This window comes from Allobosea sp. CCNWLY174 (assembly GCF_037120455.1).
GTDB classification, from domain to species: Bacteria; Pseudomonadota; Alphaproteobacteria; order Rhizobiales; family Beijerinckiaceae; genus Allobosea; species Allobosea lupini.
The window spans coordinates 477,091-490,758 of record NZ_JBBBBQ010000002.1 but is presented as its reverse complement, the minus strand read 5'-3'; the positions used below and the strand labels follow the sequence as shown (position 1 = coordinate 490,758).

Here is a 13,668-nt window from a genome sequence, read left to right as displayed (position 1 = left end):
CGAGCGAGATACACGTAACAAGCTCACATTCCTCCGCGCTCTCGGGCGCAATCTGACGGACCTTCCGATGCCTCAGTCGCGTAAGCTTTTCGACCGGCCGGGTGAAACCGATCTGGTCGCCGTCGACCGCGCTCTCGCCGAGTTTCGCGCCGCGCGTCCGGTGCTGCTGCGCCAGGGCGAGGAGTTGGCGCTGGCCTTGTCGGCAGAGCTTGCCGAGGCCGATCTCACCACCCGTCTCGATTCCCTCTCCGCCGGCAATGCCCGCCTTGTGCTGAGCGCCGCGCGCCTGCGCCGTCTCGGCGCCAAAGGGCGCGCCGAGACCGGCATCCTCGCCATGCCGGCGATCGATCTCTCCCGGGTCGAAACGCTCGCCCTGAAGATTGAAGCCCGCGTCGATGCCCCCGTCGGGCCGGCAGGTGCGCTCGACAATGCCGCGCTCGAACTTGCTCGCCTCGCACTCGTGCTGCCGGCAGTGATCCTCGTCCCGGTCCAGGCCGCGCAGGTCGCCGGCGAGCCGCTGATCGAGGTCTCGATCGACGCGATCAACGGCTACCGCGCCGCGCAGGTCGCGCGGCTTGCCATCGTAGGCCGCGCCCCCGTCCCGCTCGAGGGCGCGCCCGAGACCGAGTTCGTCGTCTTCCGCGGGGGCGAGGGCCTGCGCGACCAGGTCGCGATCATCGTCGGCAAGCCGGATCTCTCGACTGCCGTGCCGGTGCGCCTGCATTCGGCCTGCCTGACCGGCGACCTGTTCGGCTCGCTGAAATGCGATTGCGGCGACCAGCTGCGCGAGACCGTGCAGTGGATGGCTGAGAACGAGGGCGGCATCCTGCTCTATCTCGACCAGGAAGGCCGCGGCAACGGCATCTCCAACAAGATGCGGGCCTACAAGCTGCAGAGCCAGGGCTGGGACACCTACGATGCCGACGAGGTGCTCGGCTTCGATCTCGACCAGCGCCATTTCGACTTCGCCGCCGCGATGCTGAAGCAGCTCGGCGTCTCCAGCGTCACCGCGCTGACCAACAACCCGCTGAAGATCGGGGCGATCAAGGCCGCCGGCCTCGAAGTCGCCGCGACGCAGCGCGTGCTCGGCCGCCCGAACGTCCACAATGTCCGCTATCTCGCCTCGAAGCGTGATCGCGCCGGCCACTTCATCGATATGGACGCACTGATGGCGCGTGCCGCGCCCAAGGATTGACCGGCGCGAGCATTGATCGCGCGCCGGACCTGGGGCAGGAAGCCCGGATGTCCGATGCTCCCCTGCCAGATCGGGACCACCACGAGACCGAGCAGCCGCCCGCACCCTGGCCGACCGCCAGGGTGATGTTGCTGGTCTGCGCCGGCTGGCTGGCGCTGTCCTGGCCCTGGCTCTCCGGCGCGGTCACCATACCTTGGGACGCCAAGGCGCATTTCCACCCGCAGCTGCAATTCCTGGCCAGCTCGCTGCACAGGGGTCTCTCGCCGTTCTGGACGCCCTACGTCTTCGCGGGATCGCCGCAGGTCGCCGATCCGCAGTCCCTGATCTTCTCGCCGCCCTTCTTCCTGATCGCCCTGCTCAATCCCAGCCCGGATTTCCGCTGGAGCGACGGCGCTCTGTTAGGCTCCCTGCTCGTCGGCGCACTCTGCCTCGTCCTCATCTTCCGCGATCGTGGCTGGCACCCGGCCGGCGCGGTCGTCTGCGCCCTGTCCTTCGCCTTCGGCGCAGCTGCCGCCTGGCGCATCCAGCATGTGGGCCAAGTGCTGAGCCTGTCCTATTTCGCGGTGACGCTGCTCTTGCTATCGCGGGCGCTCGAACGCAGCTCCTGGCGCTACGGCTTCGCCGCCGGCCTCGCCGCCGGCTTCATGGTGCTGGGGCGCGACCAGGTCGCGCTGCTCGGCGTCTATGTCCTCGCCGGATTGGTGCTCGCCGCCATCGCCATGGCCGACAAGCCGCTGCCGGCACTGCGCGCCAGCCTGATGCCGCTCCTGCTCGGCGTCATCGGCGCCACATTGGTCGCGACCGTCCCGATCCTGCTGACCGCAGTCCTGGCGGAGGAATCGAACCGGCCGGTCATCGATCTAGCCGGGGCCGGCAAGGGCTCGCTGCATCCGGGCTCGCTGCTGACCGGGCTGATCGCCAATCTCTATGGCGCATCGGGACCGCTGGAGAATTTCTGGGGCCCGCCCAGCCCGGCCTGGGAGAAGCGCTTCGGCCCGCTCGACCTCTATCTCGCCCGCAATATGGGCGAGCTTTATCTCGGCCTGTTGCCGATTCTGCTCGTCGTGGGCGTCGGCATCGTCCGCGGCGCCCTGCTGCGGCGCGAGATCGTCGCGCTCAGCGTTGCGGCGCTGCTCGTGCTGGTCTTCGCGCTCGGCCGCTACACGCCCGGCTTTGCCCTGCTCTTCCACCTGCCGGGCATCGATTTCTACCGCCGTCCGGCCGATGCGCTCTTCATCCTCGGCGCGCTGCTGGCGATCCTCGGCGGCTACCTGACCCATCTCGTCCTGACCGATACGGCGCCACGTCCGCGCCGCTGGCAGATCGGGCTCGAGATCCTGCTGCTGCTGGCAGCGTTCGCCGCCGCGATCTGGCTGGCCTGGACGGTCGGCCGCCTGCATGTCGCCATCGTGCCGTTGGTCACGGCCGTGCTCTGCCTGATCCTGGTCGCGGGAGCGCTGGTCGCGGCACGCGGGCTCGCGCTGCAGGACGCCGGCATGGCCGCGGCGGTCATCCTCGCCGCGACAATGGTCGTCGACCTCGCGGTCAACAACGGCCCGAGCGAGTCGACCGCGCTTCCGGCCTCGATGTACGACGTCCTGCGCGCCGACAGCGGCAACGAGACCATCGCCTTGCTGAAGCGCGAGACCGCCCGCACTGCCGGCCCCGACCGGCGCGACCGCATCGAGCTCGCCGGCATCGACTTCCACTGGCCCAATGCCAGCCTCGTGCATGGGCTCGACAACACGCTGGGCTACAACCCGCTCCGGCTCGGCCTCTACAGCCAGGCGACCGGTGCCGGCGACCATGTCGCCCTGCCCGACCAGCGGACGTTCTCGCCGCTGATGCCATCCTACCGCTCGCTGCTAGCCGACATGCTCGGCCTGCGCTTCATCGCCACCGGCGTCCCGGTCGAGGAGATCGACAAGCGCCTTAAGCCGGGCGACCTCGTCCAGATCGCCCGGACCAAGGAAGCGTATGTCTACGAGAACCCACGCGCCTTGCCGCGCGCGCTCCTCGTCACCGAGGCGCAACAGGCCGATTTCAGCGCGATCCTGAAAACCGGGCAATGGCCTGTCGGATTCGACCCGCGCCGCACCGTCCTGTTCGAAAAGGCGCCGCCGCCATTGCCGACCGGCCCGGCCCAGCCCGGAAGCGTCCGCATCCGCAATTACGGCACCACCGAGGTGCTGCTCGATGTCGACGCGCCGCGCGGCGGCTTCGTCGTATTGAACGATGTCTGGCAGCCCTGGTGGGAGGTCGAGGTCGACGGCAAGCCGACGCAGTTGCTGCGGGCGAACGTGATCTTTCGCGCTGTCCAGGTCCCGCCCGGTCGCTCGACCGTCCGCTTCGTCTTCCGCCCGTTCGATGGCCTCTATCACGCGATCGGCGAGCGAATCCGCAAGGCGAACCCGCCGCCGGTCTGATCAGCCGAGCGCCGCCATCGCCGCGACCGGCAGCGGCCGGTGCGTCGCCAGCACACGAGCAAGCCCGTCGGGAACGACAGAGCCATCCCGGATCGTCTCGTCGCGGTGGATGCCGCCGGCGATGAACAGGCTGTCGAAGCCCATCATTCTGGCGCCGGCAAGGTCGGTGCGCACAGCGTCGCCGATGACAAGCACGCGGTCGGGATCGACGTCGCGCCCGCCCCGCGCCTCGCGGGCCGCCGCGAGCGCAAGATCATAGGCCGGGCGGTGCGGCTTGCCGGCCCAGGCGACATGGCCGCCGAGCTCCTCATAGATCGTCGCCAGCGCCCCGGCACAGGGAAGGAGATCATGGCCGACATGGACGACGAGATCGGGATTGCCGCAGATGAAGGGCAGTCCGCGCGCTGCGAAGCGCGACAGCAGGGGCCGGTACTGTTCCGGCTGCTCCTTGCGATAATCGTTGAGCTCGGTCGCGACGACGAACTCGGCTTCATCCTCACCGACTATCTCGACATCGAAGCCCTCGAACACCGCCCGGTCCTGTGGCCAGCCGATATGATAGGCTTTGCGCAGATGCGTCTCGGCGATCAGCGCTCGCGTCACATCGCCCGAGGTCACCAGCCGGTCCCAGGCGGCGCGTGGCACGCGCTTGCCATCGAGCACGCCGGCGATCTGAGCCGAGGGGCCCGGCGCGTTCGAGAGCAGCACCACGGTTCCGCCGCCCTCGCGATAGCGCATCAGCGCCTCGCAGGCAGGATCGAGCGCCAATACGCCGTCATGGACGACACCCCAGACATCGCTGATCAGCACGTCGTAGCGGGCGAGCAGCGCGCCCGCTTCCATCAGGACTGGAACGCTCATGCCCGGTCTACCGCCTCTCGGGTGATTCGCGCTTCCACGTCGGCGCGACGCGGCAACGGCGCCACCGCGCCATAGCCCTGCGTCGAAAGCGCCGCCGCGATATTGGCATAGGCGCCGGCTGCGAAGGGATCGCCGGTACGGATGTATTCGGCAAGGAAAGCGCCATCATAGCAGTCGCCGGCACCGGTCGCGTCGATCGCATCGACCTTGATCGGCACGAAGCGCCGGCGGCTATCCGGCGTCGCGACCAGCGAGCCCTCATGGCCGAGCGTCAGCGCCACGACCTTGGCGCCGAGCTTGAGATAGAAATCGACGATGGCGTCGGGCTGCTCCAGCCCGGTCAGCAGCTTTGCGTCGCCGTCGCCCGGCAGGACGATGTCGGCCATCCCGCAAGCGGCGTGGACGATCGCCCGCGCCCGCGTCAGCGGCCAGAGCTTGAGCCTGAGGTTGGTGTCATAGGCGGTGAGCACGCCGTTCTCGCGCGCAATCGCAAACGCCTCGAACACCGCGTCGCAAGCACTCGCCGAGATCGCCTGGCTGATGCCGGAGGCCTGGATCACCCTGGCTGAGGCGATGAGATCCCTGGGCAACTGCGCGGGGCCATAGAGGCTCGCGGCCGAGCCGGCGCGCAGATAGGAGAAGAGGTGGCCCTGCGGGCCGTGGGAGACGAAATACAGCCCGGTCGGCGCGGTGGGGTGCGTCGAGACATGGCTGTCGTCGACGCCCTCTTCAGCCCACACCGTCCGGAACGTACGACCCGGCTCGTCGTCGCCGAGCGCGCCGATATAGGCGACCTTCGCACCCTGCCGCGCCGCCGCGATCGCGCAATTGGAGGTGTCGCCGCCGAGGCCGAAACGGTAGGCGCCCGCTTCGCCCCGCGTCGCATTGAACTCGCCGAGAGGCTCGCCGATACAAACGATATCCGTCATGAATCCAAACCGAGAAGCGCGACCGCGGACGCGAACGATCTTCTCACTAGAACATTGCTGGCCGTGGTCAAAAGGCTTTGGCCGGAAAGCGCCTATTCCGCCGCCTCGCGGCTTTCCGATGCGACCAGCAACGCATCGGCCAGCCGGACGATCTCCTGGCGCAAGGCCGCCTCGCCGGCGGCCTTGCCGCCATTCTGCTTGCGCAACGCCGCGAGCTCGCGCTTCAAGCCCGCCCGGTCCGCTCGAGCCTGGTCGCGAGCACCCTGGACCGTGCCGATCTCCGCATGCAGCGCCTCAAACATCTCGTCGCGCTCGCGCAGAGCCGCGCGATGAGCAGCGGCCTCGCCCGCCATCTGCTCCTTCAGATGGGCCTCGGCCGCAGCGGCAGCCTCGATCCTGCCCTCCAGCGCCCTGATCCTGGCCAGCGCCTCGGCATGCTCGGCGGATGCCTGGGTCATCGCCGCCTCCAGTGTTGCGATCTCGGCGCCGAGCTCGATGGCGTTCGCATCGGCCGTGCGCAACGCAGCTTCGGCTTCGTTTGCACGCGTCGAAAGAGCGTCGGCCCGCAATCTCTCGCTGTCACGATCCAATCTCATGGTGGAGAGATCCATGCGCGCCTCGGCCAGCGCCGTCTCGGCCGTGGTGAGGCGAGTCGAAAGATCGTCGCGCCCGGCCTCCAGCGTGAGCCTGAGCGTATTGGCCTCGACCAGGGCGACACGCTGGCGGTCATGCTCGCTGGTGAGCACCGACAGCGCCTGGTTGCGCTCGGCGAGCGTCGTCCCGGCCTTCTCGTGCAGCGCCCTCAGCTCGGCGAGCTCATGGCTGCGGGCGGCTAGGTCGGCCGAGGTGCCGCTGAGCGCCTGCCGGGTCTCGGCCAGCTGGGCCTCCACGGCAGCAAGATCGCCGACACGGCTCGACAAGGTCGCCTGAGTGGTCTGGTGAGCGGCGCTTTCGCTGGCCAATGCCTCGCGCGTCTGCGTCAGCTCGTGCGTCCTCTGCGCAAGCTCGACTTCGAGCGCCTCGATCCGCTGCTTGCGTTCCATGAGGTCGGTCTCGAGCCGGCCGATCGTCATGTCGCGCCGGCCGATCTCGCTCATCGCACCGGCCTTGGCAGCAAAGCCGCTCTCGGCCTTCTGTTCCAGCGCCCGCTCGCGGACCGCCAGTTCGGCGCGCAGATGGTCGCGGTCGGCGGCGATCTCGGCGAGCGACAGCGGGAATGCGGCTTCGGCCCGGCGCCGTGCGAGCCGATCGGCCCTGCGGCTCAACGCCGGTAGCGCCGCAAGGGCGAGCAGGCTTGCCGACAGGAAGCCGAGCGCGACGAGCATGGCGGCTTCGATCAAGGTGGGGCGGCTCCGATGTCTGTGATCAGCCCGGGCTCAGGCTGCCATGCCTTGATAGATAAGGCCAGCAGCCGGCGATTGTCAGGTCAGAACGGGTTCCAGGTCGCCTCGGGCGTGAACTTGAGATAGCCGAGGTTGACGCCGAGCCGCCAGCCGACGCCGGTGCGGATCGGCACGACCATGACGCCTCCGGCCGTCAGGGCGGTGAAGCCGAACCCGCCGACGAAATAGACCGAGCCGTCGACGCCACCGAAGCGCTGGTAGAGCGCGCTGACACTCGGCAGGTTGTAGACCAGCATCATCGTGCGGGCGCCGTCGCCGCCGAAATCGAAGCCCACCGACGGTCCCTGCCAGAACACCTTGCGGTCGCCGGCATTGCGGGTGAACAGCGTACCCTCGCCGAAGCGCAGCCCGCCCACGAAGGCGCCCGATGCCTCCTGGCCGAGGACATAGCCGTTCGGCTCGCCCCAGCGACGCACGGCCTCCTCGACCGTCAGAGCAAAGCCGCGCGAGACATTGCCGAAGAACTGGTGGCCGGAGCTGACCAGCTCGTTCTGGGTGAAAGAGCGCTCGGCCGGCTGGGCGGCAGCGGGACCGGCGGCAAGGCCCGCGCCGAGCAGCAGGGCGCTGGCGAGCAGGGTGCGGCGGGTAAAGTTCATCTCATCGTCTCCAGGCAAGCGCCGGGCATTGGGCATTCGGCCTCCTGCCGGGGTGGCGTCGACGGCGGACCCACGCGAATCCGCGCGATCACGGTAACCTCCTGGATACGCCGTATGTGTATCCAAGCGGTGAACTGCGGCGCAGGACGTGCCGTAACGCGACTAGAGCCAAGGATTGGTGGGCGATGAAGGCCGCAGCAAGGCATGCCGGGACCCTGATCGCCGGCATCATGGCAGGCTGTGCGTTTCTCTTCGCCGCCACGGCGAGCCGGGCTTCGACCCTCCCGGCGGGCTTGCCGGAGCTGCCCGGTCTCGGCGAGGTCATGCAACGCGACAACCGCAGCGGTCTTGCACTCTCCGGCTTCGATCCCGTCGCCTATTTCCTGAACGATGCCGCAGTGCCTGGCTTGTCCGACTATGAGCTGGTCCACGATGGGGCGGTCTGGCGCTTCGCCAGTGCCGCCAACCGCGACGCCTTCCGCGAGGCGCCGCAGGTCTACATGCCGCGCTTTGGTGGCTTCGATGCCAGCGGCGTGGCGGATGGGCGCGCGGTCGATGCCGATCCGCATCGCTTCGCCGTCATCGGCTCGCAGCTCTATTTCTTCCGGAGCGACGAGAATCGCCGGCGCTTCCTCGACGAGGCGGCCCTGCGAGCCAAGGCTCAGGAACGCTGGCCGACCGTCGCGACCTCGATCGCGCGCTAGATCACGATGATTCCGGATCGAACCGATCCAAAATCATAAAACGTGATCGATTCCAGAAGATTAGAGCAGGATTTCTGCGAAAAACCGATTCCGACTTTTCGCATCCTGCTCGGAGTAGGGTCAAGCGCAGCGACAGGTCGCCGCCTTCTCGATGGCGAGCCGGGCCAGACGCTCGCAGCTCGCCGCGACGAAGGGCGGATTGCGGAAATCCCGCTCGGCATGGCCGTAGCCGGGCCTTTCGCCCTCGAGGGTCAACACGATACCACCAGCTGCCGCGAGGATCGCATCGCCGGCGGCGATGTCCCATTCCATGGTCGGGCCGCCGCGCACATGCAGGTCGGCCTCGCCCGAGGCGATCAGCCCGAACTTCACAGCCGACGATACCGGCGCGCCATCGCCTTTCGCGACCGCGGCCGCGACGCCGGCGCTGACCGGGTCGCCATGGAAGCGGCTCACCAGCATCAACGGTCCCTCGGCCGGCTCGGTCCGAACATGGACCTGCCGCGCCGCGTCGAGCGGGTTCGCCTCGGCATCGAGATCCTGGGTGAAACTGCGCTCGCCGCCGAACCAGAGCCGGCCGATGGCGGGCGCGGCGATCGCCCCGGCGAGCGGACGCCCATCCCGGACCACGGCGATAGCGACGCAATAGCTGTCGCCGGAAGCGAGGAATTCACGCGTGCCGTCGAGCGGGTCGAGCAGGATGAAGACGGAAGCCGGCGCCACATCGCCGACGCTCTCCTCGCTGATAACCGGAAAGCCCGGCAGCAGCTCGGCCAGCGCCTGCTTGGCGGCCAGATCGGCGGCAAGGTCGGCGGAACAGACTGGCGAGCCGTCCGCCTTGAGCTTGACGTCGCGCGCCGCCCGCTTCGCCAGCAGGACGGCGGCTGTGCGCCGCGCCGCCTCGCCGAGGGCGCGCGCGAGCCCGTCCCGATCGGTCAGGCGTGGATCGTCGTGAGCGATGGCCATCGTTCGAACCAGTCTCGCCGGCGCCGTGTGCTATCTTGGTTCCATGCCGGGCAGCGCCTCCGGCGACATCACTCCATTAGGTAGTGCATGGTGCGGTAAAGAAAAAGCCGGCTCGCCTTCTGGCAGCCATCTTGCCGGGGCATGCCGGCGCGACACGTCCGCATAATCGCGCCGATGCGCCTCCGCAGCTATGGTTAACCAGCTGCAAACCAGCCTGGCGCATGCTCCACCACTGACATGGGGCGCGCCGCCCTGATTCTCTTGACCGCAGGACCGGATCATGACCGCCATCTCGCTTGAGCCGCTCGATCTGGCCGCGCTTCTCTGCAGCCGCGTCTGCCATGACGTGATCAGCCCGGTCGGGGCGATCGTCAACGCACTCGAAGTGCTCGAGGAAGACGATCCCTCGATGAAGGACTTCGCGCTCGACCTGATCAAGAAGAGCGCGCGCAACGCCTCGGCCCGGCTGCAATTCGCCCGCCTCGCCTTCGGTGCCGCCGGCTCGGCCGGCGCGATGATCGACCTTGGCGACGCCGGCGCCGTCGCGAACGGCTTCCTCAACGACGAGAAGCTCTCGCTCGACTGGGAGGCGCCCCGCGCCCTGCTGCCGAAGAACCAGGTCAAGCTCGTGCTCAACCTGCTCGTGCTGGCGACGCAGGCGATCCCGCGCGGCGGCAAGATCACCAGCCGCTGCACCGTCGACGGCGAGCAGGGCAGCTTCGCCATCACCGCCACCGGCTCCCATGCGCGCATTCCCGCCCATGTCGAGGAGCTGATCGCCGGCCGTTCGGAGAGCGGCGCCATCGATGCCCATGCGGTCCAGCCGGTCTATACCGGCATGGTCGCGCGCGCGGCGGGAATGAAGATCGCCTTCTCGATCGAGGGCGACACGGTCAGCATCGTCGCCGAGCCGGCCTGACATCTCGAGGAAAGCCGCCCGCCGTCACGATTCCTTGCGGTTTCCGCTCGCTCTCAACTGATCATAAACCCTTGCGCCGCAATATCCGCGGCAGCATCGGTGGCGTGAGTGAGCGGTCCTTGCATGGACGAGTTGCTGCAAGAGTTTCTGGGAGAGACCGGCGAGCACCTCGACATGGTCGATCGGGAGCTCGTCCGCTTCGAGCAGGAGCCGAACAACGGCGACATCCTGCGCAATATCTTCCGGCTCGTCCACACGGTCAAAGGCACTTGCGGCTTCATTGGCCTGCCGCGGCTGGAGGCGCTGACCCATGCGGCTGAATCCGTCATCGGCCAGTTCCGGGACGGCGCGAGCGTGTCCTCCAGCGCCGTCACCGCGATCCTCGAGACGATCGACCGGATCAAGGAGATCATGGCCGAGCTCGCCGAGAAGGGCCAGGAGCCACCGGGCCATGACGGCCAGCTGATCGACGAGTTGCGCGGCCTGGCGCAGCGGGCCAAGCAGGAACTAGCCAGGCGGCAGCCGCAGGGCTCGCTCGACCCCGTCGCCGCCTATCTTGCCCGCACGGCCGAAACGAGATCGACGGAAGCGGCCATTGCGCCCGCCCCCGGCTCGATCCAGGACGAGATGGACCTGGTTTTCCGAGCTGCGCCGAGCCCGCTCGACCAGCCCGGCATGGCCCATGGCGAGACCATCCGCGACCCAAAGGCGACCGGCCCGGCGACGCTGCGCGTCAATGTCGACACGCTCGAACATCTGATGACCATGGTCTCGGAACTGGTGCTGACCCGCAACCAGCTGCTCGAGATCGCCCGCCGCCAGGAGGATGCCGGCCTCAAGGCGCCGCTGCAGCGGCTCTCGCTCATCACCGCCGAACTGCAGGACGGCGTGATGAAGACGCGCATGCAGCCGATCGGCAACGCCTGGTCGAAGCTGCCGCGTATCGTCCGCGACCTCTCCACGGATCTCGGCAAGCAGATCGAACTCGTGCTGGAGGGCGCCGAAACCGAGCTCGACCGCCAGCTGCTCGACCTGATCAAGGATCCCCTCATCCATATGGTGCGCAACTGCGCCGACCATGCGATCGAGGAGCCGCAGGAACGCGCCGCGCTGGGCAAACCGAAAACCGGCACCATCCGCGTTTCTGCCTATCACGAGGGTGGCTCGGTCACGATCGCGATCTCGGATGACGGCCGCGGCATGGATGTCGCCCGCATTCGCAGCAAGGCGATCCAGCGCGGCCTGGCGACCGAGACCGAAGTCGAGCGGATGAGCGAGTCGCAGCTCCTGCGCTTCGTCTTGCACCCGGGCTTCTCGACCTCCGATTCCGTCACCGCCATCTCCGGGCGCGGCGTCGGCATGGATGTGGTCAAGGTCAATGTCGACGCGATCGGCGGCATGATCGACATCGCCAGCATCGCCGGCGCCGGCACCACGATCACCATCAAGATCCCGCTGACGCTGGCGATCGTCTCGGCCCTGATCGTCGCGACCGAGGGGCAGCGCTTCGCCATTCCCCAGGTGGTCGTGCGCGAGCTGGTGCGCGTCAAGGCCAATGGCGAGCACCGCATCGAGCGTATCAACAACGCGCCCGTGCTGCGCCTGCGCGAACGGTTGCTGCCGATCATCGCGCTGGCCGGGGTGATGAACCGGACGACGGACGCGGCCATCGCCGATGACGGCTTCATCGTGGTGACCCAGATCGGCGAGCGCCAGTTCGGCATCCTGGTCGAATCGGTGTTCCACACCGAGGAGATCGTGGTGAAGCCGATGTCGACGCGGCTGCGCCATATCCCGCTGTTCTCGGGCAACACCATCCTGGGCGACGGCGCCGTGGTGCTGATCGTCGATCCCAACGGCGTCGCCCGCCTCGTCGGCGTGGCGGCGGCGCAGGACGAGACGACCTCGGACGACCCCCTCGAGCTGGGCTCTCCCGTCGAGCGCACGACGATGCTGGTCTTCCGGGCCGGCAAGGACACGGTGAAGGCCGTGCCCCTCTCCCTCGTCACCCGCCTCGAGGAGGTCGAGGCCGGGCTGTTCGAGACCGGCGGCGGACGCGCCTTGCTCAATTACCGCGGACGTCTCATGCCGGTCGTCCCGGTCGAGGGCTGCGCCCTGCGCCAGGCTGGCCTGCAGCCGATGGTGATCTTCTCCGAAGGCGATTTCAGCATGGCGCTGGCGGTCGACGCCATCGTCGACATCGTCGACGAGGTGCTCGACATCGAGATGCTGGCCATGCCCGAACAGGGGCTGCTCGGCTCGGCGATCATCCGGGGCCGCGCCACCGAGATCCTCGATCTCGCGCATTATTTGCCGAAAGCGAACCCCAATTGGCTGCATCTGCGCCGTGGTGAGTCCGGCTCGCCACGCGTCCTGCTGGTCGAGCCCTCCGAATTCCTGCGCGAGATGCTCGCCCCCGTTCTGAAGGCGGCGGGCCTGCAGGTCGTCCACGCCTCCGATCCCGCCATGGCCGCTGGCCTTGCTTCCGGCAGTGCCACCCTCGACGCCGTCGTCGTCGACATCGATCGCGACGCCGAGGCAGCTTTTGCTCTCGCCGCGCGGCTGCGGGCCGAAGCTCGCCATGCCGGACTGCGCATCATCGGGCTGACCAGCCTGCCGACCCCCGAACTGCATGTCGCCGCGATCCACGCGCAGTTCGACGAGGTCGTCGCCAAGTTCGACCGGCGCGCGCTGATCGCCGAGCTGGCTGAAACCCGTCCCAGACTGAGGCGAGCCGCATGACCGAGCCGCGCGAGGACAGCCCGTCCGGTCTTGCCGCCTTTGAGGACTCGCTCGACTACGTCACCGTGACGGTGGGCGGGCAATTGCTCGGCCTGCCGATCGGGCGCGTGCAGGACGTGTTCATCGCCACGCGCATCACGCCGGTGCCGCTGGCCCCGTACGAGATCGTCGGCCTGATCAATCTGCGTGGACGCGTCGTAACCGCGATCTGCATGCGTCGGCGCATGCGCCATGCCGACTCCGGCGCCATGCCGAGCGGCACCGAGGAACACGAGCTCACCGCGGTCGGCCTCGACCAGGGCGGCGAGGCTTTCGCCCTGATCGTCGACGCCGTCGGCGAGGTGATGCGCCTCAGCCGCGCGACCTTCGAGCCGGTGCCGATCCATCTCGACAGCGCCTGGGCAGCCATCGCCAAGGGCGTCCACCGCCTCGACGATCGTCTCCTGGTGGTCATCGACGTCGACGCCGTCCTCAACATCGAATTGCCGATCGCCGCCTGACGATCCGCTTGGAGCCATGTCATGAAATATTGCCTCGTCGTCGATGACTCCGCGGTCATCCGCAAAGTTGCCCGCCGTATCCTCGAAGGGCTGCAGTTCCGCATCGCCGAGGCGGAAGACGGCGCGCGCGCCATCGACGCCTGCAAGGGCGAGATGCCGGACGCAATCCTGCTCGACTGGAACATGCCGATCATGGACGGCTACGACTTCCTGCGGAACCTCCGCCAGATGCCCGGCGGCAAGCGGCCCAAAGTGGTGTTCTGCACCACCGAGAACGACATCGCCCACATCGCCCGCGCCATGCATGCCGGCGCCGACGAGTACATCATGAAGCCGTTCGACAAGGAGATCGTCGCGTCGAAGTTCCACCAGGTCGGCCTGCTCTAGCTCTGGAGCCCGAGCGGCATCCGACAGCCCCGCTTTCCCA

12 protein-coding genes are annotated in these 13,668 nt (G+C 68.1%); 7 read left to right on the top strand and 5 right to left on the bottom strand.

From position 1 onward, the window contains the following. Positions 1-67 precede the first annotated feature (67 nt). On the top strand, positions 68-1,195 hold the full coding sequence (gene ribA, locus V7S63_RS09120; RefSeq protein ID WP_336529986.1) for a GTP cyclohydrolase II RibA: 1,128 nt from the start codon (positions 68-70) through the stop codon (positions 1,193-1,195). Positions 1,196-1,242: 47 nt separating this feature from the next. After that, entirely contained in the window at positions 1,243-3,621 is a 2,379-nt protein-coding gene (locus tag V7S63_RS09115) for a hypothetical protein (protein WP_336529985.1), read from the top strand. On the opposite strand, the gene V7S63_RS09110 is transcribed toward V7S63_RS09115, so the two are convergent. The 4 genes from V7S63_RS09110 to V7S63_RS09095 form a co-directional block, all read right to left on the bottom strand. Continuing rightward, positions 3,622-4,482 carry a TIGR01459 family HAD-type hydrolase gene (locus tag V7S63_RS09110; protein ID WP_336529984.1) on the bottom strand — a complete coding sequence of 287 codons (861 nt, stop codon included), beginning with the start codon at positions 4,480-4,482 and terminating at the stop codon, positions 3,622-3,624. Next, positions 4,479-5,411: a sugar kinase gene (locus tag V7S63_RS09105; RefSeq protein WP_336529983.1), complete on the bottom strand. Its 933-nt coding sequence runs from the start codon at positions 5,409-5,411 to the stop codon at positions 4,479-4,481. Before V7S63_RS09105 ends, V7S63_RS09110 begins: the two co-directional genes overlap by 4 nt. A 92-nt stretch (positions 5,412-5,503) precedes the next feature. Continuing rightward, the gene (locus V7S63_RS09100) at positions 5,504-6,751 is read right to left on the bottom strand and encodes a coiled-coil domain-containing protein (protein WP_336529982.1); all 1,248 of its coding nucleotides are present in this window, start codon (positions 6,749-6,751) and stop codon (positions 5,504-5,506) included. Positions 6,752-6,837: 86 nt separating this feature from the next. Continuing rightward, a complete protein-coding gene (locus tag V7S63_RS09095; RefSeq protein ID WP_091839135.1) occupies positions 6,838-7,410 on the bottom strand; it encodes a DUF1134 domain-containing protein in 573 nt (190 codons plus the stop codon). A 185-nt stretch (positions 7,411-7,595) separates the two neighbouring features. Here V7S63_RS09095 and V7S63_RS09090 point away from each other — a divergent pair, with 185 nt between their 5' ends. Continuing rightward, positions 7,596-8,114, top strand: coding sequence for a YHS domain-containing (seleno)protein (locus V7S63_RS09090; protein ID WP_336529981.1), 519 nt, complete (start codon positions 7,596-7,598; stop codon positions 8,112-8,114). A 120-nt stretch (positions 8,115-8,234) separates the two neighbouring features. Here V7S63_RS09090 and V7S63_RS09085 read toward each other — a convergent pair whose 3' ends face one another. Continuing rightward, positions 8,235-9,080 carry a 3'(2'),5'-bisphosphate nucleotidase CysQ family protein gene (locus V7S63_RS09085; RefSeq protein ID WP_100964194.1) on the bottom strand — a complete coding sequence of 282 codons (846 nt, stop codon included), beginning with the start codon at positions 9,078-9,080 and terminating at the stop codon, positions 8,235-8,237. 280 nt (positions 9,081-9,360) lie between these two features. On the opposite strand from V7S63_RS09085, the gene chpT reads away from it, so the two are divergent. The 4 genes from chpT (at position 9,361) to V7S63_RS09065 (ending at position 13,628) form a co-directional block, all read left to right on the top strand. Next, positions 9,361-9,999: a histidine phosphotransferase ChpT gene (gene chpT, locus V7S63_RS09080; RefSeq protein ID WP_091839123.1), complete on the top strand. Its 639-nt coding sequence runs from the start codon at positions 9,361-9,363 to the stop codon at positions 9,997-9,999. A gap of 123 nt (positions 10,000-10,122) precedes the next feature. Next, entirely contained in the window at positions 10,123-12,741 is a 2,619-nt protein-coding gene (locus V7S63_RS09075) for a hybrid sensor histidine kinase/response regulator (protein ID WP_336530237.1), read from the top strand. After that, positions 12,738-13,241: a chemotaxis protein CheW gene (locus V7S63_RS09070; protein WP_100964197.1), complete on the top strand. Its 504-nt coding sequence runs from the start codon at positions 12,738-12,740 to the stop codon at positions 13,239-13,241. The genes V7S63_RS09075 and V7S63_RS09070 overlap by 4 nt, the downstream gene beginning before the upstream one ends. A 21-nt stretch (positions 13,242-13,262) precedes the next feature. Further along, complete coding sequence (locus V7S63_RS09065; RefSeq protein WP_057190702.1) at positions 13,263-13,628, top strand: response regulator; 366 nt, start codon at positions 13,263-13,265, stop codon at positions 13,626-13,628. The last annotated feature ends 40 nt before the right edge of the window (positions 13,629-13,668 follow it).